The sequence below is a fragment of the Micromonospora fiedleri genome (assembly GCF_016774385.1).
Taxonomy (GTDB): domain Bacteria; phylum Actinomycetota; class Actinomycetes; order Mycobacteriales; family Micromonosporaceae; genus Micromonospora; species Micromonospora gifhornensis.
Genome location: NZ_JAETXL010000003.1, coordinates 547839 through 570652 on the forward strand (window position 1 = coordinate 547839; position 22814 = coordinate 570652).

The window sequence follows — 22814 nt, forward strand, 5'->3', positions numbered from 1 at the left end:
GTAGCTACTTGCATGTCAAACATCGACAACGTTCCGAGTAGGTAAACCCTTGCCCCGGGCGGCCGGCAGGCCTGGCGCGAGTGGACGCCGCTTGCGACGCTTACGCTCGTGTACGACTACGACGTGTTGGTGCTGGGTTCCGGACCCAGCGGTCAGAAGGCCGCGATCGCCGCCGCCAAGCTCGGCCGACGGGTCGGCCTGGTGGAACGGCGCGACATGATCGGCGGGGTGTGCATCAACACCGGCACCGTGCCGTCCAAGACGCTGCGCGAGGCCGTGCTCTACCTGACCGGCCTGAGTCAGCGGGACCTCTACGGCAGCAGCTACCGGGTCAAGGAAGACATCACGGTCAGCGACCTGGCCGCCCGTACCCAGCACGTCATCAACCGGCAGACCGACGTGATCCGCAACCAGTTGGCCCGCAACCGGGTCGCGATGATCACCGGCACCGGGCGGTTCGCCGACGCCCACTCCGTCTGGGTCGACGGCGGGTCCGGTCACGAGTCCAAGGTGACGTTCGACAAGGCGATCATCGCCGCCGGCACCCGCCCGGCCCGCCCGGACAGCGTCGACTTCGACGACCGCACCATCGTCGACTCCGACGGCGTCATCAACCTGCAGGCCGTGCCGCGCAGCATGGTGGTGGTCGGCGCCGGGGTGATCGGCATGGAGTACGCCTCCATGTTCGCCGCCCTCGGCACCAAGGTGACGGTGGTCGAACGCCGGGAGAAGATGCTCGACTTCTGCGACGAAGAGGTCGTCGAGTCCCTGAAGTACCACCTGCGCGACCTGTCGGTCACCTTCCGCTTCGGTGAGGAGGTCGCCGCGGTGGAGAAGCACCAGACCGCCGCGCTGTGCATCCTCAAGAGCGGCAAGAAGATCGCCGCGGACACCGTCATGTACTCCGCCGGGCGGCAGGGTCAGACCGACGGGCTGGCCCTGGAGGCGGCCGGCCTGACCGCCGACCGGCGGGGCCGCATCGAGGTCGACGCGAACTTCCGCACCGCTGTGGAGAACATCTACGCCGTCGGTGACGTGATCGGCTTCCCGGCGCTGGCGTCGACCTCGATGGAGCAGGGCCGGCTGGCCGCGCAGCACGCCTGCGGCGAGCCGGTACGCGCGATGCACGAGTTGCAGCCGATCGGGATCTACACCATCCCGGAGATCAGTTTCGTCGGTAAGACCGAGGACGAGTTGACCGACAGCGCCACCCCCTTCGAGGTGGGCATCGCCCGCTACCGCGAACTGGCCCGGGGGCAGATCGTCGGCGACTCGTACGGAATGTTGAAGTTGCTCGTCTCGCCGGACGACGGACGCCTGCTCGGCGTGCACGTCTTCGGCACCGGCGCCACCGAGATCGTGCACATCGGGCAGGCGGTGATGGGCTGCGGCGGCACGGTCGACTACCTGGTCGACACGGTGTTCAACTACCCGACCCTGGCCGAGGCGTACAAGGTGGCGGCGCTGGACGCCGCCAACAAGATCCGCAACATCACCCGCATCGACGGCTGACCCCCACCCCGGCCTGAACATCCGCGCGACTACCGCGCGTCACGGCGGCCGTCCCCCGGCCGAATGCCCCTCTCCGCGCTTTGCTCTGCTTCAACCCACGCACAGGCCTGTTGACCTGCGGTTTGTGCTGCCGGTGCCGCAACGGCGGCACACCGGCCCAAATCCGGAGGGTAACCGTTGCGTGGGTTGAAGCAGAGCAAAGCGCGCGGGAGAGAGTGACCGGGGCGGTCGATGGCCGCAGATGGTGCTGGTCAACGACGACGGCAGGGCGGGGGCGGGGCAAGCCGGGGTGGGCAGGCCGCAGTAGGGCAGGTCGGGCCAAGTCAGGCTGGGGCAGGGCGGGCCGGGGTGGGGCGAGGGGCCCCACCCCGGTTGCCGTCAGTTGGCCGTCGCGAGTGACCGGCGGCGCGGCCCCAGGTGCCGGGCGTACGCGCCGGTGGTGAAGAAGGCCGGCAGCTCCTCGCCCAACGCGGTCTCCTCGACGATGCGTGCCGCCTGCGCGGCGCGTTCCCGCTCGGCGTCGCCGCGTCCCTCGGTCAGCGCCGACAGTTCCTCGGCGAGCATCGCCCGCACCCGGTCTGGGGTGACGCTGCCGCCCTCGGCCAGCGGCGTACCGTGGTGCAGCCACTGCCACACCTGGCAGCGGGCGATCTCGGCGGTCGCGGCGTCCTCCATCAGGTTCCACAGCGCCACCGCGCCCGCTCCCCCGAGCCAGGCATCGATGTAGTGCAACGCCACCGCGATGTTGGACCGCAGGCCCGCCTCGGTGACCTGGCCCGGGGTCTTGTCCACCGAGAGCAGGTCGGCGGCGGTCACGGACACCTCGTCGCGCTGCCGGTCGAGCTGGTTCGGGCGCTCGCCGAGCACCGTGTCGAACACCTCCCGGCAGGTCGACACCAGGCCGGGGTGGGCCACCCAGGAGCCGTCGAACCCGTCGGCGGCCTCCCGCTGCTTGTCCGCCTGCACCTTGGCCAGGGCGGTCGCGTTGACCTCCGGGTCGCGGGCCGGCACGAAGGCGGCCATCCCACCGATCGCGTGCGCGCCGCGCCGGTGACAGGTCCGCACCAGCAACTCGGTGTACGCCCGCATGAACGGCACGGTCATGGTGACCGCGGCCCGGTCCGGCAGGACGAAGTCCGGCCACTGCCCGAAGTTCTTGATGATGCTGAAGATGTAGTCCCACCGGCCGGCGTTCAACCCGGCCGAGTGCTCGCGCAGCTCGTAGAGGATCTCCTCCATCTCGAAGGCCGCCGTGATCGTCTCGATCAGGGTGGTCGCCCGGATGGTGCCCTGCGGCAGCTTCAGGTAGTGCTGGGCGAAGACGAAGATGTCGTTCCACAGCCGTGCCTCGCGGTGGTCCTCCAGCTTCGGCAGGTAGAAGTACGGTCCCGCGCCGGCGGCGAGTTGCCGGCGAGCGCAGTGGAACAGGTAGAGCCCGAAGTCGACAAGGCTGGCCGAGATCGGTCGACCGTCCACCACGATGCCCTTCTCCACCAGGTGCCAGCCGCGCGGCCGGACCACGATGGTGGCCAGCTCCTCGCCGAGGGCGTACCGCTTGCCGCGTGGGTCGGTGAAGTCGATCCGCCGGTCCAGGGCGTCCATCAGGTTGACTTGTCCACCGATGACGTTGTCCCAGATGGGGGCGGTGGCGTCCTCGAAGTCGGCGAGCCACACCTTGGCACCGGAGTTCAGCGCGTTGATGGTCATCTTGCGTTCCGGCGGGCCGGTGATCTCGACGCGCCGGTCTTCCAACCCCGGTGCCGGTGGGGCCACCCGCCAGGTCGGGTCGGCCCGCACGCCGATGGTCTCCGGCAGGAAGTCGGGCAGCTGCCCGGTGGCGAACCGGTCGCGGCGCGCCCGTCGGGTGTCCAGCAGGGCGACCCGTCGGGCGGCGAACTCGCTGTCCAGGGTGACCAGGAACTCCAGCGCCTCGGGCGTGAGCACCTCGTCGAATCGTTCGGCCATCGGGCCGATGACCTCGTACCTCATGCGAACTGCTCCTCTTCGGTGGAGCCCCGCAGCGCGGTGGTCTCGGCGGCCGGGTTGAGCACGGTGCTGATCAGGTCGAAGTAGCCGGTGCCGACCTCGCGCTGGTGCTTGACGGCGGTGTAGCCGGCCGGCTCGGCGGCGAACTCCCGCTCCTGAAGCGACACGTACGCGGCCATGCCGTCGCTGGCGTAGCCCCGGGCCAGGTCGAACATCGAGTAGTTCAGGGCGTGGAACCCGGCCAGGGTGATGAACTGGAACTTGTAGCCCATGTGGCCGAGTTCCCGCTGGAACTTGGCGATGGTCGCGTCGTCGAGGTGCTTGCGCCAGTTGAACGACGGTGAGCAGTTGTAGGCCAGCAGCTGGTCCGGGTACTCCGCCTTGATCGCCTCAGCGAAGCGGCGGGCCACCTCCAGGTCCGGGGTGCTGGTCTCCATCCAGAGCAGGTCGGCGTGCGGGGCGTACGCCAGTCCTCGGGCGATGCACGGCTCGATGCCGTTGCGCACCCGGTAGAAGCCCTCGGCAGTCCGCTCGCCGGTGACGAAGGGCTGGTCGCGCTCGTCCACGTCGGTGGTGAGCAGGGTGGCCGCCTGGGCGTCGGTGCGGGCGATGACCACGCTCGGCACCCCCGCCACGTCGGCGGCCAGCCGGGCTGCCTCCAGGGTGCGGACGTGCTGCCCGGTGGGGATGAGCACCTTGCCGCCGAGGTGGCCGCACTTCTTCTCGCTGGCGAGCTGGTCCTCCCAGTGCACCCCGGCCGCGCCGGCCGCGATCATGGCGTTCATCAGCTCGTACGCGTTGAGCACCCCACCGAAACCGGCCTCGGCGTCGGCGACGATCGGGGCCAGCCAGTCGATGCCGGAGGGGTCCCCCTCGGCGGTGGTGATCTGGGCGGCGCGCAGCAGCGCGTTGTTGATCCGCCGGACCACCGCGGGCACCGAGTTGGCCGGGTAGAGGCTCTGGTCGGGGTAGGTGTGGCCGGCCAGGTTGGCGTCGGCGGCCACCTGCCAGCCGGACAGGTAGATCGCCTTGAGCCCGGCCCGGACCATCTGCACGGCCTGATTGCCGGTGAGGGCGCCGAGCGCGTGGATGTAGTCCTCACTGTTCAGCAGGCGCCACAGCCGGTTCGCGCCGTGCCGGGCCAGGGTGTGCTCCTCCTGGATCGCGCCGCGCAACCGCACCACGTCCTCGGCGCGGTAGCTCCGACGCACACCCCGCCAACGGGGGTTGGTGTCCCATTCGTGCTGCAACTGCTCGACCGGAGTAGGCATCGTCTCGTGTCCCTTCACCATTCGTGGCACACCGTGGCCGTTGAGCTCCGCTGCCCGGTCCTCGGTGGTGCAGACCACGTTCACATGCCTGGTCGGCGGGGGTCGAGGGACGGAAAATGCCAATTCTTGTAAATCCTCGGAGACATTTTGCAAAGTTGTTAATCGGCTTATTGGCAGCAGTGCTAATATGATCCGACAAACCTGCTGGCGTGGGGGTGAGGACGATTAGCAAGACCTTCGCCGGGGCTCGGCTACGCCGGCTGCGCGAGGAACGCGCGCTCAGCCAGACCGAGCTGGCCCGGCACCTGGGCATCTCCCCCAGCTACCTCAACCAGATCGAGCACGACACCCGGCCGCTGACCGTGCCGGTGCTGCTACGCATCACCGAACTCTTCGGCGTCGACCCCACCGTCTTCGCCGCCCACGACACTCCACGCCTGGTCACCGGGCTGCGGGAGGCCCTGCCCAACCGGGCCAGCCCCGCCGAGCTGACCGAGCTGGCCACCCGGCTGCCCGAGCTCGCCGCCGCCGTCATCGACCTGCACCGGCGCTACCAGCAGGCCGAGGAGCAGCTCGCCGAGCTGGTCGGCGACCGGGAACGACTCGGCCGCAGCCCGCACGACCAGGTCACCGAGTTCTTCTACCGGCGGCAGAACTACGTACCGGAAATGGACGAGGAAGCCGAGCGGCTGGCCGCCGCGATGGGATTGCGGCGCGGCGAGGTCCGCGGCCGGCTGCGCGACCGCCTGGCCCAACGGCACGGCGTACGCATCCTGCGCGAGGACGACGGCGCACTCGGCGGCGAGCTGCACCGCTACCGGCCGCAGACGCGCACCCTGCACCTGTCCACCTCGCTGCGCGGCGGGCAGGAGGCGATGCGGATGGCCGCGCAGATCGCGCTGCTGGAATTCGCCGACGTCATCGACGAGATCGTCGAGTCGGAGAACTTCGACGACCCGCAGACCCAGATCCTGACCCGGGTCGGGCTGGCCAACTACTTCGCGGCCGCGCTGATCCTGCCGTACGACCAGTTCCTCACCGCCGCCGAGCAGCGCCGGTACGACATCGAACTGCTCACCCAGCACTACGCGATCGGCTGGGAGACGGTCTGCCACCGGCTCAGCACGTTGCAGCGGCCCCGGGCGCGTGGGGTGCCGTTCTCCTTCGTCCGGGTGGACCGGGCCGGCAACATGTCGAAGCGCCAGTCCGCCACCGGTTTCCCGTTCTCCCGTACCGGCGGCACCTGTCCACTGTGGAACGTATACGAGGCGTTCGGCGCACCGGGTCGGGTGGTCACCCAGGTGGCCGCGATGCCGGACGGGCAGCGCTACCTGTGGATCGCCCGCACCATCACCCGCCACCACGGCGGCTACGGCCAACCCGGCAAGGTGTACGCGATCGGCCTGGGCTGCGAGACCCGCCACGCCGGCCGCCTGGTCTACTCCACCGGCGTGGACCTGCACGCCGCCGAGGCCGCCACCCCGATCGGCCCCGGCTGCAAGACCTGCGACCGGATGACCTGCCCCCAACGAGCCGCCCCACCCATCAGCCGCCAACTGGACGTGGACGAGAACCGCAGCACCTTCGTCCCCTACCCCCTCCGCGACTAACAGCCCCCACCCCCACCCTCCCCGTTGATCATGAAGTTGTTGTCCAGCGCATCAGGTCAGGCGGGTTCGGCGCCTGAACACGGTGCCGGGTACGGCCGACACCGCACCCGGCAACCCGCAAATCGGCTAGGGCATCGAGGGCAGAGCCGTCGCCATGTGTTCGGCCAGGAGGAACTGCCGTAGTGATCGCGGCGGCACACCTGTCACGTCCTCGACGGTGATGGTCGTCCGGTCCTCGGTGCCCTCCGCGATCATCACGTCCATGGCGGCGAGGACGTCGGCGAAGGCGGCCGGCACGCCGTACCGTTGGTGCCGCTCGGATAGCTCTTCCGAGGTGACCGCGCGGTGGCGCACGGCCCGGCCGGTGGTGTCGCTCAGGATCTCGGCGACCTCGTCGAAGCTCAGCGGCTCCGGACCGGTCAGGACGAGGTCGCCGCCGGGCACCTCGGCGTCGGTGAGTGCTCGCGCGGCGACGGCGGCGATGTCCCCGGGGTCGATGAAGGGGATCCGCCCCCGGCCGGTGGCGCTGACGATCTCGCCGTCGCGCCGGGCGGACTCGGCGTGTGGGCGGTCGCCGGTGAAGTTGCTGGCGAACCAGGTCGGCCGCAGCACCACCGGCTCCGGCACAAAATCGGCGAGACGCGCGCCGAACATGCCGAGACCAGGACTGCCGATCGGCACTGCCGACGAGCTGAGCAGCGCAATTCGGCGTACGCCGGCCCGCCGGGCCTCCTGTAGGAACGGCACGACGACCGGCTCGGGGTCGACGGCGCCCGGTGGTGCCACCAGGTAGATCGCCCGCACGCCGTCGACGGCCCGTGGGTACGTGGTGGGATCGGCCCAGTCGAACCTCACGTCCGCGCCCGGCGAGCGGCCGGCCCGGCGTACCGGGACGTTCTCGCCGGCCAGTCGCCGGGCGAGACGGCTGCCGGTGGTCCCGGTCGCTGCGGTCACCAACACCGTCATGCCGATACCTCCGTCTCCATCATGGTCTCGGTGAGGATGAGGGGGTTCCAGTAGTCGCGGTAATGCCGGATGAGTCCGCCGGCGATGGTCAGCACGGCGACGTAGCGGACGGTGTACGGCTCGCCGTTGGCGACCATCCGGCCGCTGATCGCCATCTCGGCGACGATGACGTCCGGGTCGGTGGTCTCGTGCACGACGACGTCGTGCACGCGCTGGACGTCCAGCCGATCGGTGTAGCCGTCCAGGTATGCCTCGACGGCTTTGCGCCCTTCGAGCCGTTGCGGCCAGCCTGGTGGCGCGAACGGGAACTCCATGATGGCGTCGTCCGCGTACAGCGCGGTGAACCCGGCCATGTCGTGAGTGAGCAGGCGGTCGGTGGCGCGGCGGAAGATCGCCACGGGGGTGTCGGGCACAGGTTCCTCCTCGGATCGGTGGCCGCTAAGATTCGGACCGCTGGTCCGTTTCACGGTAGCGGACTAACGGTCCGTTTCGTCAAGGGAGTGCCATGCGAGTCGACAAGGCGCGCAACCGGGACATGGTGCTGGCTGCCGCTGCCCGCCTGTTTCACGAGGCCACCCACCCGGATGAGGTCTCGATGGACGCCGTCGCCGCCGCCGCAGGTGTCGGCAAGGGCACGATCTTCCGGGGCTTCGGTGACCGGCGCGGTCTGCTTCTCGCGCTCTACCAGGAGCACATCGACCGTGAACTCACCGCGCCGGTCGCCGAAGAGACGCCGGCTCAGACCGCCCTGGAACTAATGACCCGCACCTGGCGGTTCAAACAACGCCATCGCATCCTCACCCTCGCCCTGGAGCGGGAGGGCTTCGGCAGCCCGTACCAGAACAGCGGCTACACCCAACTACACGCCCAACTCACCGACCTCGTCGGCCAGGCACGCGGCACCGACAACGCCGCCTTCCTGGCCCACGCGCTGATCGCCGCCGTGCGGAGCGACCTCATCGAGCACCTGCGCAACCACCCCGAAATCGACGCCGAAGCCGGCCTGCGCGAGTTGGTGTACGACGTGCTCGGCTAGCCGACCTTCCAGGTGCCCCCGGCAGGTTCCCTCAGGTGCGTTGGGCTGTCGTCCGCCGTTGCCCTGCTGGGATACCGGGCTCGACGGGCCACCGCCGATCAGCAGGGTAGGTGCGGTGATCCGGGCGACGAGGTCGCCCCAGCGTGGATCCGGATCGCGCTGTCTCCGTGGCCGCGCAGGTCGACGGCGTACACCGTCTGCTCGGCGGCCAGCCCTGCCGCGATCACGCCCCAGTCGCGGGCGGTGCGGCCGGTGGCGGGCAACAGCACCACGGGTGGGCGGACCGCGTCCGCGGCCCCCCATACCCGCAGCGAGAGGCGCAGGTCGCCGAGCACGATGTCGGTCAGTTCGGGCATCATCCGAGCCTTGCCGACATCACCGTTCGAGGCCAAGCGATTCCGCTACCGGCAGACCCGCCTGGCCCGACATGCCCCTCCGTACGGGGAACGTCGTCGCCCGCGGTCAATGGGCGGGCACCGAGACACAGACCATAGTGGTGTCCTCAAGTGCCTCGACGATTCCCGGTGCCTGCTCCGGCACATGCACGAAGTCGCCCGCACGAACCGTCACGGCGTCGCCCTCGGCACCCACCCGTAACGCTCCGCTGAGCACCACCCAGACCTCCGCATAAGGGGCCGGCAGGTCGGCACGCGCCCCGGCAGGGAAGAACGCCGGGTAGGCGCTCATCGCCCGGCCGACCTCTTTACGCAGCCCTGGCGCGATCAGAATCTGGTCGCCGAGACGGACGGCATCTTCGTCGTCGATCACCGAGGTGAACCGGCGGACCTGCGCGGACGTGTCAGACATGTCGAAATCCTTTCGCTGACGGAGGCGTCATGCGTCGAGGTCGACCGCGGCGGTCACGTGACCGGGCGGGGCCTGGATCCCGAGTTGCCGCGCGATTGCCGGGATCTCCGGGTCGGCGAGGAACCCTTCATAGTCCTTCGCGTCCCAGTCGAAGACGCACCACGCCCGCTGCGCATCCTCGGGATCGAAATAGACCTGGGCACGCCGACAGCCGTGCTCACGCCGCTTCTCCACCCCCACAGTGGTGAACACTTGAAGGAAACGGACGGGGTCAGTGACCCTGGCGATGGTGACGATCACCTGTCTGCTCCTCAGCTCCGCAGGTCGACTCCGGCTGCCGACCGGCACCTTAGAACCTCAAGTCTGGTTGAGGTCAAGAACCGTCAGCGGGGGCCTCAGTGCGTCATGGATACCACTCGAACATGGAACGAGCGTGATCTCCAAGCCGCCATCAACCTCGTGATCGACGGCGGTGACCAGGGAGCGGCGCGCTGCATGACTTCGGCGGGGTCCGCCTCGGGTGCGGCCGGCGGAGCGGGGTGTCCGGTTGCCGGGGCGTACGCGGCGGTGACGGCCGCCGTGGCGGCCCAGGCGGCGGCGAGGCTGGCCGCCCAGAGCGCGCCGGGCAGAGCGGGCAGGGTACGCAGGACCGCGTTCGGCGCGGTCGCGGCGTGCACCAGCATGACCGGCTCGGCGTACCCGTGGGTGCCGTGCCGGACGACCGCCGCGTGCACGATGCCGGCCAGCCGGGCCGGGACGTCGTCTTCATCGGTGGTTTGCCCGACGGGTTCGTCAAGGTGCGGCACCGCCCCGGCCGCCGCCGGCCAGTCGGGAAGGTCGGCACGTTGGGCGAGGCAGGACCGGATTCCGAAACGCTGGTCGGGTACGCGCGGCACCGCGTCGAGCGCGGTGCGTGGGTCGGTGGCCGGGTAAGGCCCGGCGCCGGGCGGCATGAAGGGCTGCCAGCGGGCTGCCCAGTAGGCCAGCCCTTGGCCGAGTTCAGCGACCCGGGGTGCGGTTTCCTGCGCCAACAACGCGCGCACCGCGTGACCGACCCGGATCACGCCATGGGTGGCGCCGGCGGCGATACCCGGCGGCTACGCGTCGAGAAACGTGATCACCGTGTCGAGGTAGGCGTCCGGCTCGGTCTCGTGCACCAAGTGCCCGGCGTCGATGGTGACCAGTCGGGCGTCGGCCAACCGGTCGGCGAGTTCGGCGACGTGTTGCTGGGGCACTGGGCTCGACAGGCCGCCGCCGAGCACCAGGGTGGGTACGGTGATCCGGGCGATGATGTCGGGCCAATCTGAAGATGGATCGTCGATCTCGGGGCGGACCTGCTCCACCACCCGCCAGTCGAATGGCAACTCCCCCGCCGGCCGCTCCGGTGGCGCAGGTGGACGAGGGCACGGGAAGCCGATGTCCTCCAACACCAGGCGACGGATGTGCTGCGGTCCGGCTGCCGCCGCCGCCCGGCAGGCGATGAGGCCGCCGAGGGAATGGCCGATCAGGTCGACCGGGCCGATATCGAGGCGTTCGAGGAGGCCCAAGACGTCCCGGGCGAACAGTTCCAGCCGGTACTCACCAGGCCAGTCGCTGCTTCCGTGACCGCGCAGATCGACGGCGTACACCGTCCGCTCGGCGGCCAGTTCCGCCGCGACCACGTCCCAGTCATGGGCGGTCCGGCCGGTGGCGGGCAACAGCACCACCGGGATACGGGCCGCACCAACAGTTGGCCACACCCGCAACGAAAGGCGAACGTCGCCGAGCGCGATGTCAATCAGGCCGGGCACCACACGAGCATCATCGACATCGCCGCCGAAGCCCAACCGATTCCGCTCCCAGCAGACCCCCTTTCGACGTTGATCATGAGGTTGACGGCAGTTGTTGATCTCCACGGTGCCGTCAACCTCATGATCAACGGGGCGGGGTGGGCGGGTGAGGTCGCGGGCTAGGTGGGAGGGGCGGGGGCCGGCGGAGAGGAGGCGGCGGAGGTCTGCGGGGGTGTCGTGCATTAGTTGGAGGTGGAAGTAGTTGATGTGTTCCAGGAGTGCGAACAGGGCGAAGGCCAGTCCTGGCCATGAGGTGCGGCCTGGGTTTGTCACGGCTGCGTAGCCGGTGGCTAGGAGTCCGACAGCTAGGAGCAGTGGGTTGGCGGTGCGCGCTGCGCGGAAGGCCGGTCGCGCCGGGAGGTGGGGGCGGCGGGCGTTGATCTGATGCAGTTTGGTTGCCCAGTAGGCGGCGCCTTCGATCAGCAGAAGCGCGAACAAGGCGAAGCCGAGCAGGTTGGTTGCCGTGGCTGGGAGCCCGACCAGGCCGAACCATATCCAAGCTTGCAGTGGGATGTTGATGAGTTCCAGGGCAGCCAGCGAGCGCAGCCGGCCGCGAACAGCGTGACTGGGTGTTGGGCCGGTGGGGGCGGTTCGCATGCCAGCCATCATGGATCATGGCGCGCTATCCGCTCTGGCATGCCGGTAGGCGTTTATCGGCCGCCTCGTAACCGTGCTCGCGTTCCTGCGTGCACCACTGGGCGGTACGGTTCGGCGGTGGCTGGCAGAGTTGGACCGCCGTTGATCTTCGTTGACATCGACGGGGTGCTGATCCCGCTACGGTCCCGGCCGTACGCAGTCCGTGTTGGTGGGCATGACGACGGGCCCGATCAGCACGGGAATCCGCTGTTGGACCGTCTCGATCCCGCCGACGGTGATCGGCTGCTGGCCCTGCCGGGTGAGCTGGTCTGGGCCAGCACCTGGATGGCCGAAGCCAACGAGGTCGTGGCGCCCCGGATCGGTCTTCCCGCTCTACCTTTCGTCGACTGGCCCGACGATGACGAGGAACCACCACGTGGAGTGCACTGGAAGACCAAGCCGCTGGTGCGGTGGGCGGCAGGTCGCCCCTTCGTCTGGCTGGACGACGAGATCAGCGACGCCGACCGGCGGTGGGTGGCCGCCCAGCACCCGCAACCTGCACTACTGCATCGTGTCGACCCGGACCGGGGACTGACCTGGATCGACCTCGCGGCGGTGAGTCGCTGGCTGGACCATCGGCCCGGCGTGCCGCAGCGGCGCGGCCACCACAGCCCTGGCGGCCGGTACGCGGCGGCGCGGTGGTGAAGGCCGCTCCACCGGCCAGCTCGCGCCGCCTACAGGAAGCGCTCCGGGTCGAAGCTTTCGAGGTCGATGATGCGGACCCGAGGAAGCACGTTGGTGAAGCAGTCCGCGTCCTCCTCGATGTCGAATATCTGCAGGCCCGGCAGCTCGGCGAAGCCGGCGTTGAGGAATTCCTTGAACCCGACGACCGCGACCTGACGATCGCCGTCCAGCAGCAGCTCGCCGAGCTGCGGCAGGAAGTCACCATCGTGGCTGGCTAGCATCACATTGCCCGGGCGCCGGGCGATGGCCTGCAAAGTCCGCTGGATGCCGATGTCCACCACTTTCTGATCGAATGAACCAGCGAGCGGGATGGGCCGGTAATCCATGCTCAGCAGGGCCCGGACGAAAGGCATCGGCAGTACGCCACCGGAGGCGTTGAGGAAGAACAGTCCCTTCACCGGCTGCCGCCAGGTGTCGCGCGCGAACTCCCGTAGACGCTCCCACCGGGGTCGCTCCGCAGGGGCCGGCCGGCGCTCCAGAACACTGTTGCCGAGAGTGGCGTCGATGTTCTCCCCGTCCACGATGAGGTACGTGACGGATTCCGATGTGCCGGGCATAGAGGTACCTCTCGAGTCGAGCAGCGAGCGCGGACCGGTCCAGCCCGAGCGTGTGACGTGCCAGAAGCCATGCTCGTGGTCAAGGGTATTGGCTGCCCGTCCGCCGCACCTCGGCAGCCTCGAGAGTCGGGGATCAGGCCACCGGGGGTCTCCGTGTGGTACCGGAGGGTGACGCCGACTCACGCACGGTCGCCGGCTGCAGGCGGGGTCAGGGTCGGCGTAGCCTGCCGATGATGGAGCGCGAGCAGGGGTACGGGGAACTGCTCGACGCGGCGCGGGCGGGCGACGGCGAGGCGTTCGGGCGGCTGATCGGGCCGCTGCGCGAGGAGTTGCGCGCCCACTGCTACCGGATGCTCGGCTCCCTGCACGACGCCGAGGACGCCGTCCAGGACACCCTGGATCGGGCCTGGCGGAACCTCGCCCGGTTCCAGGATGACCATGGATCGATCCGACCCTGGCTCTACAGGATCGCCACGAATCGGGCGTTGACCCTGATCGAGCGCCGGGGGCGCCGGGAGCTGCCCACCGACCTTCGACCGGACGCCGCGGCGACAACCGAGCTGGCGTGGCTGGAGCCGTACCCCCAGCGGTTGATGGGGTGGACCGAGCAGCTCGGGCCGGAGACCCGGATGATCGCCCGGGAGAGCCTGGAGCTGGCGTTCGTCGCCGCCCTTCAGCATCTGTCGGCCCGGCAGCGGGCGGTGCTGCTGCTGCGCGAGGTGCTCGGCTATTCGGCCAGGGAGGCCGCCGACCTGCTGGGCACCACCGTCGCGGCGGTCAACAGCGCCTTGCAGCGGGCCCGCGCGGTCCTCACCGGTCTGCTGCCCGAGCAGACCCAGCAACGGACCCTGGGGGCGCTCGGCGACGCGGGACAGCGGGAGTTGGCCCGCCGGTACGCGGCGGCCTGGGAGGCCGGTGACGTCGAGGCCATCGTGACGATGTTGACCGACGACGCGCGGTACTCGATGCCGCCACTGCGGATCTGGTACGAGGGTCGGCCGGCGATCCGAGGTTTCCTCGTCGAGGTGGTGGGGTCGTACCGCTGGCGTTTCCTGCCGGGCCGGGCCAACGGGCAGCTGGCGTTCGGCACGTACCGCTGGGACGAAGTCCGGGGCGCCTACCTGCCGGCGGGTCTAGACCTGCTCACGCTGCGCGGCACCCGGATCGCCGAGGTGGTCTCGTTCCTCGACGCCGCATCCCCACGCTACGGGCTTCCGGCCCGACTCGACGGCGAGCCAGCCGGGGGTGCGATGAGTTTGCCGCCCGGCCCGGGTTGTAGGGGTGACGGACCCCGAACAACCCGGAGAGGAACGAGCCGATCATGGCCACTGACGAGGAACAGATCCGCACCCTGATCGAACGCTGGGCCGCCGCTGTGCACCGCGGCGACCTCGACGCCGTGCTGGCCGACCACGCCGAGGACATCGTGATGTTCGACGTGCCGCCGCCGCAGCAGGGGGTACGGGGTCTGGCCGCCTACCGGGAGAGTTGGCCGCCGTTCTTCCGCTGGCAGGCCCAGGGCGCCTCGTTCGAGATCGAGTCGCTGGAGGTCACGGCCGGCGCCGAGGTGGCGTTCGCGTACGCCCTGCTGCGCTGCGGCACGGCGGCGAACCTCGCCGCGGCGCCTGACCGGCGACTGCGCCTCACGCTGGGTCTGCGCCGTCAGGACGGGCGCTGGGTGGTGACCCACGAGCACCATTCCTTCCCGCTCGACACCGCCGTGCGGGACCCGGCCGCCGACGAACGGGAGCTACGTGAACTGCACCAGCGGTACGTGAGGTCTGCCAGGCCGGTCTAGCTGCCGCCGCGACGGCAGGGTGACCTGGGACGTCCCCGACCAGACCATCCTGATAGACGGCGACCTAGCCGTCTCCTGGGGCCTGAACCTCATCCGGATCACCCTGTCCAGCGGCGAGCGCACGGAAACCTGCTCCCGCGGCACCCGCGTCTTCACCCGCCGCGCTGGTGTCTGGCGCCTAACCCACCAACACCTCTCCCACCCCCACGCCCAGCCCCGTTGATCATGATGTTAGCGGCACTCGTTGATCTCCAGACCGCAGTCAACCTCATGATCAACGGGGATATCGCGGAGGGTTAGCCCTGGGTGATGGTGACGTCGTCGACGGCGGCTTCGACCAGGCTGGCGGTGCTGGCGTCGGCGGCTTCGATCAGGATTCGGATGCTCTGGCCGGCGTAGCTGCTCAGGCTCCAGCTACCCGACGTCCAGGTGGCGTTGCGGTTGGTGGCGGTGGCGGACTGGGTGAACAGGGCGGTGGTGCCGCTGTTGTGGACGACGGAGACCCGGAAGAAGTCCGCGCTTGTGGCGTTGCTGCCGTGGGCGAGGTACCAGGACATCTTCAGGGTGAGCGGGCCGGTGGTGGGCAGGGTGATGGCGGGTGAGCGGACGCTAGTCGTACCGCCGTCGATGTCGTGGTCGCCGGCGGAGGTGCCGGCGAGCCTGCCGGTGACCAGGTCGTTGGTGCCGGAGAGGGCGGTGAGTTGCTTGGCGCCGCTGGAGTTGGTGGCCTGCGGCACGCCGCGCTCCCAACTGCCGCTGGTGGCGGTGTCGGTGCCGGCGGGGTTGGTGGTCCAGCCGGTGGCGGTCTCGAAGGTGTCCGACCAGACCGTCGTCGCCGGGGTGCCGGCCGCCAGGGTCCAGAGGGCGTACGCGGCGGCGTCACCGGCGCGGTTGAGCACGGTGTCGGAGATGTTGCTCGGGTACGTGTCGCACGCCCGGTGGTAGCAGGGGTCGAAGGCGCTCTGGGTGCCGCCCCACTTGGTCACCTGCGCGGCGGTCTTCACCCGGGACGCGCCCGCCGCCACCCCGGAGGTCTGCACGCCGATCGCGTTGAAGGGGGCGTCGTCGGAACGGCCGGCGCCTTCGGTGTTCTCCTCGGTCGGTACGCCGATGGAGTCGTAGTACGCCTTCAACGTCTGGCCGGGCACCGAGGTGATCCGGTTGATGAAGTAGCCGCCGTTGACGGAGCCGACCATGTCGAAGTTGAAGTACGCCTTGATCTTCGCGCGTTCCGTGCTGGACAGCGTGTTGGCGTAGAACCGTGATCCGTTGAGGCCCTGCTCCTCGTCGGTCCAGAAGGCGAACCGGACCCGGCTGGTCAGGCTCGGGTTGGTGGCCGCGAGGGTCAGGGCGATCTCCAGCAGGGTCGCCGACCCGGAGGCGTTGTCGTTGATGCCGGGACCGGCGGACACCCCGTCCAGGTGTGCGCCGAACATGTAGATGCTGTTCGGGTCTCCACCGCCCGGCCAGTCGGCGATCACGTTCGGGCCGGCGCCGCTGGTGCAGCCGGAGGTGCAGTTCTGCCGGGTCACGGTGAATCCGGCGGCGACCAGCTTGTTGTACACGTAGGTCACCGAGGCGGTGTAGCCGGCGCTGGTGGCGCGCCGGTTGCCGCCGTTGCTGGTCGCGATCGTCTGGAACTGCTGAATGTGTGCCTTTGTATTGGTCAGCGAGATGTCAGGGGCCGCCATGGCGGACACCACCGAAGCGGTCGCCGGGGCGGTGGTCGCGGGGGCGGTGGCCGGGACGGCGACCACGGCGACGGCGGTCAGGACCAGGGCCGTGCAGGCACGCAACACCGAAGGTACTCGCAACGTTTTCTCCTGCCGGATAGGGAACGCCGGAGACACCGGCAGCCGCAGATTAGGACGGTGCGGAGAATGGCGTAAACACATCGCGCTATACCGCTTTGTCCATAGCGTGACGCGGTGACCGTCCCCGCCGAACGGAAGCGGTCACGCACATCGGCACCCGCGATCACGGACAGTCAAGGTTTCGCCTGGGGCTGGATACGCTGGCCACCCGTCCGCGCGCACAGGTCAGGTGTATGGCTGGTCGTCCGTACCGGGTTGCCCGGCCACCGTCGATCGTCGGTCTGCTGCTCGTCGCCGCAGTGCTGACCGGTTGCGCGGTGGCGCGCCCGGCTGAGCGCGTCGAGCTTCGGGTGCTCCAGATGAACCTGTGCAACAGCGGCATGGCGACGGGCTGCTACACCGGGCGGGCGGTCGGCCGGGCCGCCGAGGTGATCCGCGCCGAGGCGCCCGACATCGTCACTCTCAACGAGGTCTGCTCCGACGACGTCGACATATTGGAGCGGGTGATGACGCAGGTGCACGCCGGCCGAGTGGTGGCGGCCTTCCAACCGGCGCGCAACGGTCGAACCGGCGAGCCGTACCGCTGCGTCAACGGCCAGCGGTACGGCGTCGGGGTGCTCGCGCACATCGCCGCGCCGTACCGGGGCCACACCGTGCACCACGGGTTCTACCCGGCGCAGGACCCGGCCGACCCGGAGCAGCGGGCCTGGCTCTGCCTCAACGCCACCGGCGCCTACCACGCGTGCACCACGCACCTGGCGTACACCAGCGCCGAACTGGCCCTGGCCCAGTGCGCGCACCTGCTCGGGGTGGCCGTCCCGCAGGTGCAGGCCCGCTCCGGCCAGCAGCCGACCGTGGTCAGTGGCGACCTGAACCTGCGCCACGGCGGGTCACCCGATGTGCGGTCCTGCGTGCCGGCGGACTACCGGCACCGGCACGACGGCGGGGTGCAGCAGGTCATGGTTACCGCCGACAGCAGCGTCGAGTCCGTCCGGTCCATCGGGATGGACCGGGCCACCGACCACGCCGCGTTCCTGGTCACCCTGGCCATCCGCCGGCAGCAGGACCCGCAGCTCTGAGCGCAGCGCTCAGTCCCACCAGAACGCCCAGGTCGGCGCGTCGACGAGACGCTCGGCGTAGGCGGCGACAGTGTAGGGACGCTGCCCCTGCAGGATGTTGTCCGGGCAGAGGGCGAGGTGTTCGGCGGCGATGGGCAGCGCCTCGTCGAGGGTGCTCGGCGGTGCGGCGACGCTGAGGTACAGCTCGGCGAAGCCGGCGCCGATCACCCGTACCCCGAAACGGTCCTCCCAGCTGCGCAGCACCGCGCACAACTCGGCGACGCCGATGTGGTTGATCGCGCCGTGCCAACCGACGGCGGCCAGCACGTCGCTGCTGCGCGGCGCGGGCACCAGGCCGAGATGCGCCTCGGTCAGCGCCTGCGACAGCTGCTCGGCCCAGTGGTCGGCGTGCTCGCGCACCGCGACCCGGGGCGGCAGCGCCGGGGCCAGACCAGGCCAGGCCCGACCGTACGGAGCGACGAACGAATCCTCCTCGGCCGGGGGCGGCGTGTCGTCGCCGTCGCCGGTCTGGTCGGCCCACCGGCCGGCGAGCACCCGCTCGGCGTCGTGCTGGTCGGGCGTGGAGGTCGCCGGCCAGAGCTCACCGCCTCGCCAGGGGCGGGACATGTCACCGCCGAGGCCGTCCAGCAGCAGCGGCCACAGCCCGGAGCTCTCATGTGCCGCGTGCAGGCGCGTCCACAGTCCGGCCGGTGCCGGCTCGTCGCTCATCCACAACACGGGTCGTTCGTCGGCGCCCTCGCTGCCGCGTACCGTCTGGCCGGGCGGCAGTGGCACGGTCAGCGTTCGCGGAGCACCGTCCGGGAACAGTTCCAGCAGGTCGGCGGGCATATCGTTCAACTGCGACGTCACGAGGCGTGAGAGTAGCGGCCGGGGCCGACTTTTTCCGTGCTCCGCGCGGCGCCACCTCGACGAAAACCGGTTGCCCCGGCCGGTGGGCTGCGCCAGGGTGGGCGCATGACGTACTGACGGATCGCACCCCGCCGCGCCGAGACACCTCCGCGCGCCCCCTCGTGCTCTCACCCACCGTCCGTGCCTGTGCTCTTCTCCTCGGGAGAGAACTCCTTGTCTGAGCTGCACCTGCGGCAGTCGATGCTGCCCGCGTCCGGTCCCGCCACGATCAGCGTCTTCGCCTCGCCCACCAGTTGGATCGAGTCCGACGCCCACACCCAGTGCCGTCAGGTCGCCGCCCTCGACGGCATGATCCACGTCGCCGCCATGCCCGACCTGCATCCGGGCAAGGGCGCCCCGATCGGGGCCGCGATGACGTCCCGCGTGCTGTACCCGTTCCTCGTCGGGTCCGACATCGGCTGCGGCATCGGGGTGTTCCCGATCCGGCTCAAGCGACCCGTACCGGAGAAGTTGGCCGCGCGGTTCCCCGACCTGGACCGGCCGTTGCATCCCGAACACGACGCCGACGATCCGGCGTGGACGGTGGTGAGCGGCGAGATACCCGCCGGCCACGTCGAGGGTCTCGGCACGGTGGGCCGGGGCAACCACTTCGTCGAGCTGGCGCGGATCGGCGCGGTGCTCGACGCGATCCACGCGGGTCGTCTCGGGCTGGCCGCCGGTGACCTGGTGCTCGTCGTGCACACCGGTTCCCGCGGGTTGGGTGAGCGGATCCTGCGCGAGCACACCGAACGACACGGCGCCGGACCGGCCCCGGATCCGCAGGCGTACCTGGCCCGGCACGACGAAGCCGTGCGGTGGGGTGCGCTGAACCGTCGGCTGTTGGCCGCCCGGGTCGCGTACGCGCTGGGCGCCGCACCGACCGAGCCCGTCGTGGACCAGTGCCACAACCTGGTGGAGGTACGTGACGGCAGCTACCTGCACCGCAAGGGCGCGGCACCGGGTGACGGCCGGGACGTGCTGATCGCCGGCACCCGGGGCACCCCGTCCTATCTGGTGGCCGCGCATGCCGGTGCGGAGGCCAACTACTCGGTGGCGCACGGCGCCGGGCGGAAGATGTCCCGGGCCGACGCGCTGCGCCGGGGGCGGGCCAAGCACACCGTCGAGGAGCTTCGGCGTACGCCGGTGGGTTCGCTCGTGGTGTGTGGCGACCGGCAGTTGCTCTTCGAGGAGGCGCCGGGGGCGTACAAACGCATCGAGCAGGTGATCGACGACCTGGTCGCGCACCGGCTGGCCACCCCGATCGCGACCACGGTTCCGCTCGTCACGTACAAGACGGCCGACCTCGCGGTCGGGTCACGGCGCGACGAGCGACGTCGGCGGGGCCGGCGATGACGGTACGCCTGCTGCTGTCGGCCGGACGCGGCCCGCAGGAATGCGCCTGGGCGCTGGCCCACCTGCTGCGACGCCTCGAAGCCGAGGCCGCACGGCAACGACTGCGGGTGCACCGGGTCGACACGGTCGCCGGTGACCGGCCCGGCACCTACCGCTCGGTCCTGCTGGAGATCGGCGGCGCTGGTGTCGAGGCCTTCGCCGCCGCCTGGACCGGCACGCTGTGCTGGCAGGCACCCAGCCCGTACCGGGCCGGGGTCGGCCGGAAGAACTGGTACGTCACCGCCCAGCCCTGCCCGGCGGACACGGACGCCACCGGCTTCGAGGAGTCGGACGTGGACGTGGTCGCCTGCCGCACCGGCGGGCCGGGCGGTCAGCACCGCAACAAGGTCAGCACCGCGGTACGGGCGACACACCGCCCGACGGGGCTGGTGGTCGTGGTCGACACCGAACGGCAGTTCAGCCTCAACCGCCGCATCGCGCTGCGGTTGCTGCGGCAGCGACTCGCGGACCGCGACGACACGGCGGCACGCGACGCCACCACCGCCCGGTGGCAGCTGCACGACCGACTGGTACGCGGCGACCCGGTCCGGGTCGAACGCCCGTAGTCACCCGGCGCCGCCCCAGGCGGCGTCGACCAGGGCGGGCAGCACCCGGGCCGCCGGGCCGCGCAGGTTGATGTCGGACACCTGGTCCAGCGGCGTCGGTTCCGGATTGACCTGGATCACCGTGGCGCCGCAGCGGGCCGCGACGTGCGGGATCTCCGCGGCCGGATAGACCAGGCCGGAGGTGCCGACGGTCAGCAGTACGTCGCAGGAGGCGGCGGCCTCCGCGACGGCTTCCAGGGCCGGCTGCGGCAACGCCTCCCCGAACCACACCACGCCCGGCCGGACCGGCGCCGAGCAGCGGTCGCAGCGCGGCGGCGGCAGTCGGCGTCCCTCAGCCGGTTCGTCCGGGTCGGGGATCGAGGCCGGGTGGGCGCAGGCGGAGCAGCGGGGCGCGAACAGGCTGCCGTGCAGGTGCAGCGGGGCGGTGGAGCCGGCCCGCTCGTGCAGGTCGTCCACGTTCTGAGTGACCAGCACGGTGTGCGGGGCGCGGGCCTCGATCGCCGCGACGGCCAGGTGCCCCGGATGCGGTCGGGCCCGCGCGACGACGGCGCGCCGCCACTCGTACCAGCCCCAGACGAGGGCCGGGTCGGCGTCGAACGCCTCCGGGGTGGCCAGCTGCTGGGCGTCGTAGCGCTGCCACAGGCCGGTGAGCGCGTCGCGGAAGGTCGGCACACCACTCTCGGCGGACATGCCCGCGCCGGTGAAGACCACCACCCGCCGGGCCTGGCCGAGCAGCTTCGCGGCCTGCGTCGGTCCCGATTCGGTCATCCGTCGAGACTATCGGCGCTCGGGTCGCTCGCCGGGCTCGCCTACAGTGTCGGATCACCCTGTCGCCAGGCGACGACACGACGATCGGGAGGGCCGTTGCGCCGGATGCGTGCGTTCGAGCTGCACCACTGGTTGCTGCTCTCGTACGTCACGGTCATCTTCGGGTGCGCGATCTGGATGGCCGTCCTCGCGGTCGACTCGTTCCGGGCGACGTACGGCGGGGTGGCCGGCGCGGTTGCCGTCGAGGACTGCGTGTACGCCGACACCGACGACGGACCCCAGTGGACCTGTTCCGGGCCGTTCGTCTCCGCCGACGGCGCTGTCCGCATCGACGCCGTGAAGCTCAAGCCCCGCTACGGCGAGCCCTTCGAAGACGGCGCGACGGTGACGGGCCGGGTCAGCAGCTCTTCGGCGGGCACTCTGCACACCGACGGCCAGATGTGGATGTGGGCAACCGGGGTCGCGGTCCTGCTCCTCGGAACCGGCATCTACCACCTGCGTTCCGCCCTGCGAATCGAGCGCCAGGTGGCGACGCCGCCGGTCGATCCCGAACTCGGGGCGATCTCCGCACGGGCCCGCGCGTTCCTCACCGAGTGGGAACACGTCCTCGCGCCGTCGACCCCGGCGGCCGCAACGCCGTCACCGGTGTCGATCGTCGACGCACCGAAGCGAGCGAACCTCGCCGTCGGGAAGGTGCTGATCGGCTGGCTGCTGCTGGTGCTGACCATCGCCGGCACGCTGTGGCACCTGATGGAGTGGGAGCGCCGGCAGGTGACGTCGTTGACCGGGCAGGCTCTGGGCACGGTCACCGGGGCCCGACTCGGCGCGGAGAACCGGATCGAGGTCGCCTACCCCGACGCCACCGGCGCCGAATGGCGGGTGCGGTGGAAGCCGGTGGACCCGGACAGCTACCGGGAGGGCGGCCAGGTGCCGGTGCGGTACGACCCGGCTCAGCCGTACGAGGTGATGCCGGCGTATCCCGAGTTCTTCGAGATCGAACCACGGGGGCGGACGGTGCTCGTGCAGCTGATCCTGCTGCCCGGGTACGTGTTGGCCTGGGCGTGGACGTGGCGGCTCGGGCGCTGGCTGCTCGGCGCGGTGTGTCGTGGTCGACCGGCCGAGGCCTGGGTCATGGTGGCGCAACTGCACTGGGGCATCGAGCCGACATCGTTCTGGCTGGAGCTACGCACCGAGGACCGGATCTGGTACCAGCGGATCGTCTGGGATCGCCGGCTGGTGCGCCGGCTGGTCGGTGACCCGGCCGACGGTGGGCAGCTGCCGCTGAGCGTCGAGCTGCGCCGCTGCCCGGGGTTGCGGCGGATGTACCTGGTCGACGTGGCCGGGGTGGGGCGACTCTGGCCGGCGAGCACCGCCCGTGTCCGGCCGCCCCGCAACTATGCGCTGCGCCCGGTCGAGCTGCACTTGTTCGGCGTCGCCGAGGCGACGGGCAGACACCTGGCGATTCTGCTGGCGTTGACCGTCCTGGTCGGAGGCGGTTGGCTGCTGGCCGGTCCGGCCACCGCCGCCTACCTGCTGGCGTTGATCGGCAGCTACCAGCTGTGGGGTGGTGGCGCACCCTGGCGCGGCTTCCACGCCCTGCGCCGCTGACGTCTTC

21 protein-coding genes and 2 pseudogenes are annotated in these 22814 nt (G+C 70.5%); 10 read left to right on the top strand and 13 right to left on the bottom strand.

Annotation, left to right across the window (positions count from 1 at the left end; all coding sequences use genetic code 11):
* Nucleotides 1–108: 108 nt before the first annotated feature.
* On the top strand, nucleotides 109–1512 hold the full coding sequence (gene sthA / locus JMF97_RS10290; RefSeq protein WP_203221337.1) for a Si-specific NAD(P)(+) transhydrogenase: 1404 nt from the start codon (nucleotides 109–111) through the stop codon (nucleotides 1510–1512).
* A gap of 378 nt (nucleotides 1513–1890) precedes the next feature.
* Here sthA and aceB read toward each other — a convergent pair whose 3' ends face one another.
* Both aceB and aceA read right to left on the bottom strand, forming a co-directional pair.
* Complete coding sequence (gene aceB, locus JMF97_RS10295) at nucleotides 1891–3501, bottom strand: malate synthase A (protein WP_203221338.1); 1611 nt, start codon at nucleotides 3499–3501, stop codon at nucleotides 1891–1893.
* The gene (aceA, locus tag JMF97_RS10300) at nucleotides 3498–4790 is read right to left on the bottom strand and encodes an isocitrate lyase (RefSeq protein WP_238359057.1); all 1293 of its coding nucleotides are present in this window, start codon (nucleotides 4788–4790) and stop codon (nucleotides 3498–3500) included. Before aceA ends, aceB begins: the two co-directional genes overlap by 4 nt.
* A gap of 188 nt (nucleotides 4791–4978) precedes the next feature.
* Here aceA and JMF97_RS10305 point away from each other — a divergent pair, with 188 nt between their 5' ends.
* Nucleotides 4979–6379 carry a short-chain fatty acyl-CoA regulator family protein gene (locus JMF97_RS10305; protein WP_307816853.1) on the top strand — a complete coding sequence of 467 codons (1401 nt, stop codon included), beginning with the start codon at nucleotides 4979–4981 and terminating at the stop codon, nucleotides 6377–6379.
* 126 nt (nucleotides 6380–6505) lie between these two features.
* Here JMF97_RS10305 and JMF97_RS10310 read toward each other — a convergent pair whose 3' ends face one another.
* On the bottom strand, nucleotides 6506–7345 hold the full coding sequence (locus tag JMF97_RS10310; RefSeq protein ID WP_203221339.1) for a Rossmann-fold NAD(P)-binding domain-containing protein: 840 nt from the start codon (nucleotides 7343–7345) through the stop codon (nucleotides 6506–6508).
* Complete coding sequence (locus JMF97_RS10315; RefSeq protein WP_203221340.1) at nucleotides 7342–7758, bottom strand: nuclear transport factor 2 family protein; 417 nt, start codon at nucleotides 7756–7758, stop codon at nucleotides 7342–7344. Before JMF97_RS10315 ends, JMF97_RS10310 begins: the two co-directional genes overlap by 4 nt.
* A 92-nt stretch (nucleotides 7759–7850) precedes the next feature.
* Between JMF97_RS10315 and JMF97_RS10320 the strand changes: the two genes are divergently transcribed.
* On the top strand, nucleotides 7851–8381 hold the full coding sequence (locus JMF97_RS10320) for a TetR/AcrR family transcriptional regulator (RefSeq protein WP_203221341.1): 531 nt from the start codon (nucleotides 7851–7853) through the stop codon (nucleotides 8379–8381).
* A gap of 98 nt (nucleotides 8382–8479) precedes the next feature.
* Here the strand turns inward: JMF97_RS10320 and JMF97_RS10325 are convergent, their stop codons facing one another.
* The 5 genes and pseudogenes from JMF97_RS10325 to JMF97_RS10345 all read right to left on the bottom strand — a co-directional run bounded on the left by JMF97_RS10325 (nucleotide 8480) and on the right by JMF97_RS10345 (nucleotide 10978).
* On the bottom strand, nucleotides 8480–8737 hold the full coding sequence (locus tag JMF97_RS10325; RefSeq protein ID WP_203221342.1) for an alpha/beta fold hydrolase: 258 nt from the start codon (nucleotides 8735–8737) through the stop codon (nucleotides 8480–8482).
* Nucleotides 8738–8843: 106 nt separating this feature from the next.
* Nucleotides 8844–9188, bottom strand: coding sequence for a cupin domain-containing protein (locus JMF97_RS10330; protein ID WP_203221343.1), 345 nt, complete (start codon nucleotides 9186–9188; stop codon nucleotides 8844–8846).
* Between the two features lie 27 nt (nucleotides 9189–9215).
* Complete coding sequence (locus JMF97_RS10335; RefSeq protein WP_203221344.1) at nucleotides 9216–9488, bottom strand: hypothetical protein; 273 nt, start codon at nucleotides 9486–9488, stop codon at nucleotides 9216–9218.
* Between the two features lie 167 nt (nucleotides 9489–9655).
* A pseudogene (locus tag JMF97_RS31210) lies at nucleotides 9656–10282 on the bottom strand (questin oxidase family protein); the annotation flags it as partial.
* Nucleotides 10283–10285: 3 nt separating this feature from the next.
* Nucleotides 10286–10978 carry an alpha/beta fold hydrolase gene (locus JMF97_RS10345; protein WP_203221345.1) on the bottom strand — a complete coding sequence of 231 codons (693 nt, stop codon included), beginning with the start codon at nucleotides 10976–10978 and terminating at the stop codon, nucleotides 10286–10288.
* 753 nt (nucleotides 10979–11731) lie between these two features.
* On the opposite strand from JMF97_RS10345, the gene JMF97_RS10350 reads away from it, so the two are divergent.
* On the top strand, nucleotides 11732–12298 hold the full coding sequence (locus JMF97_RS10350) for an HAD domain-containing protein (RefSeq protein WP_438803749.1): 567 nt from the start codon (nucleotides 11732–11734) through the stop codon (nucleotides 12296–12298).
* A gap of 29 nt (nucleotides 12299–12327) precedes the next feature.
* Here JMF97_RS10350 and JMF97_RS10355 read toward each other — a convergent pair whose 3' ends face one another.
* A complete protein-coding gene (locus tag JMF97_RS10355; RefSeq protein WP_203221347.1) occupies nucleotides 12328–12894 on the bottom strand; it encodes an NYN domain-containing protein in 567 nt (188 codons plus the stop codon).
* Nucleotides 12895–13127: 233 nt separating this feature from the next.
* Between JMF97_RS10355 and JMF97_RS10360 the strand changes: the two genes are divergently transcribed.
* Nucleotides 13128–14249 carry a sigma-70 family RNA polymerase sigma factor gene (locus JMF97_RS10360; RefSeq protein ID WP_203221348.1) on the top strand — a complete coding sequence of 374 codons (1122 nt, stop codon included), beginning with the start codon at nucleotides 13128–13130 and terminating at the stop codon, nucleotides 14247–14249.
* A pseudogene (locus JMF97_RS10365) lies at nucleotides 14216–14915 on the top strand (YybH family protein). The gene JMF97_RS10360 and the pseudogene JMF97_RS10365 overlap by 34 nt, the downstream one beginning before the upstream one ends.
* 73 nt (nucleotides 14916–14988) lie before the next feature.
* Here JMF97_RS10365 and JMF97_RS10370 read toward each other — a convergent pair.
* Nucleotides 14989–16506: a M20/M25/M40 family metallo-hydrolase gene (locus tag JMF97_RS10370; RefSeq protein ID WP_238359059.1), complete on the bottom strand. Its 1518-nt coding sequence runs from the start codon at nucleotides 16504–16506 to the stop codon at nucleotides 14989–14991.
* Between the two features lie 233 nt (nucleotides 16507–16739).
* Between JMF97_RS10370 and JMF97_RS10375 the strand changes: the two genes are divergently transcribed.
* Complete coding sequence (locus JMF97_RS10375) at nucleotides 16740–17585, top strand: endonuclease/exonuclease/phosphatase family protein (RefSeq protein WP_203221349.1); 846 nt, start codon at nucleotides 16740–16742, stop codon at nucleotides 17583–17585.
* 9 nt (nucleotides 17586–17594) lie between these two features.
* On the opposite strand, the gene JMF97_RS10380 is transcribed toward JMF97_RS10375, so the two are convergent.
* Nucleotides 17595–18434 (bottom strand): DUF4253 domain-containing protein, encoded by an 840-nt coding sequence (locus tag JMF97_RS10380; protein ID WP_203221350.1) that lies wholly within the window; start codon nucleotides 18432–18434, stop codon nucleotides 17595–17597.
* Nucleotides 18435–18674: 240 nt separating this feature from the next.
* Here JMF97_RS10380 and JMF97_RS10385 point away from each other — a divergent pair, with 240 nt between their 5' ends.
* Both JMF97_RS10385 and prfH read left to right on the top strand, forming a co-directional pair.
* Entirely contained in the window at nucleotides 18675–19826 is a 1152-nt protein-coding gene (locus tag JMF97_RS10385) for an RNA ligase RtcB family protein (protein WP_203221484.1), read from the top strand.
* On the top strand, nucleotides 19823–20431 hold the full coding sequence (prfH, locus tag JMF97_RS10390) for a peptide chain release factor H (protein ID WP_203221351.1): 609 nt from the start codon (nucleotides 19823–19825) through the stop codon (nucleotides 20429–20431). The genes JMF97_RS10385 and prfH overlap by 4 nt, the downstream gene beginning before the upstream one ends.
* Here prfH and JMF97_RS10395 read toward each other — a convergent pair whose 3' ends face one another.
* Nucleotides 20432–21199: an SIR2 family NAD-dependent protein deacylase gene (locus JMF97_RS10395; RefSeq protein ID WP_203221352.1), complete on the bottom strand. Its 768-nt coding sequence runs from the start codon at nucleotides 21197–21199 to the stop codon at nucleotides 20432–20434. It lies immediately after the preceding gene.
* A gap of 105 nt (nucleotides 21200–21304) precedes the next feature.
* On the opposite strand from JMF97_RS10395, the gene JMF97_RS10400 reads away from it, so the two are divergent.
* On the top strand, nucleotides 21305–22807 hold the full coding sequence (locus JMF97_RS10400; protein WP_203221353.1) for a hypothetical protein: 1503 nt from the start codon (nucleotides 21305–21307) through the stop codon (nucleotides 22805–22807).
* Nucleotides 22808–22814: the final 7 nt, after the last annotated feature.

What these genes read in the sequence shown, in the direction of transcription:
- JMF97_RS10330 (WP_203221343.1), bottom strand. Translation starts at nt 9,188, where the DNA reads ATGTCTGACACGTCCGCGCAGGTCCGCCGGTTCACCTCGGTGATCGAC.
- prfH (WP_203221351.1), top strand. Translation starts at nt 19,823, where the DNA reads ATGACGGTACGCCTGCTGCTGTCGGCCGGACGCGGCCCGCAGGAATGC.
- JMF97_RS10395 (WP_203221352.1), bottom strand. Translation starts at nt 21,199, where the DNA reads ATGACCGAATCGGGACCGACGCAGGCCGCGAAGCTGCTCGGCCAGGCC.
- JMF97_RS10325 (WP_203221342.1), bottom strand. Translation starts at nt 8,737, where the DNA reads ATGCCCGAACTGACCGACATCGTGCTCGGCGACCTGCGCCTCTCGCTG.
- JMF97_RS10385 (WP_203221484.1), top strand. Translation starts at nt 18,675, where the DNA reads ATGCTGCCCGCGTCCGGTCCCGCCACGATCAGCGTCTTCGCCTCGCCC.
- JMF97_RS10310 (WP_203221339.1), bottom strand. Translation starts at nt 7,345, where the DNA reads ATGACGGTGTTGGTGACCGCAGCGACCGGGACCACCGGCAGCCGTCTC.
- JMF97_RS10355 (WP_203221347.1), bottom strand. Translation starts at nt 12,894, where the DNA reads ATGCCCGGCACATCGGAATCCGTCACGTACCTCATCGTGGACGGGGAG.
- aceB (WP_203221338.1), bottom strand. Translation starts at nt 3,501, where the DNA reads ATGAGGTACGAGGTCATCGGCCCGATGGCCGAACGATTCGACGAGGTG.
- JMF97_RS10400 (WP_203221353.1), top strand. Translation starts at nt 21,305, where the DNA reads ATGCGTGCGTTCGAGCTGCACCACTGGTTGCTGCTCTCGTACGTCACG.
- JMF97_RS10375 (WP_203221349.1), top strand. Translation starts at nt 16,740, where the DNA reads ATGGCTGGTCGTCCGTACCGGGTTGCCCGGCCACCGTCGATCGTCGGT.
- JMF97_RS10320 (WP_203221341.1), top strand. Translation starts at nt 7,851, where the DNA reads ATGCGAGTCGACAAGGCGCGCAACCGGGACATGGTGCTGGCTGCCGCT.
- aceA (WP_238359057.1), bottom strand. Translation starts at nt 4,790, where the DNA reads ATGGTGAAGGGACACGAGACGATGCCTACTCCGGTCGAGCAGTTGCAG.
- JMF97_RS10360 (WP_203221348.1), top strand. Translation starts at nt 13,128, where the DNA reads ATGGAGCGCGAGCAGGGGTACGGGGAACTGCTCGACGCGGCGCGGGCG.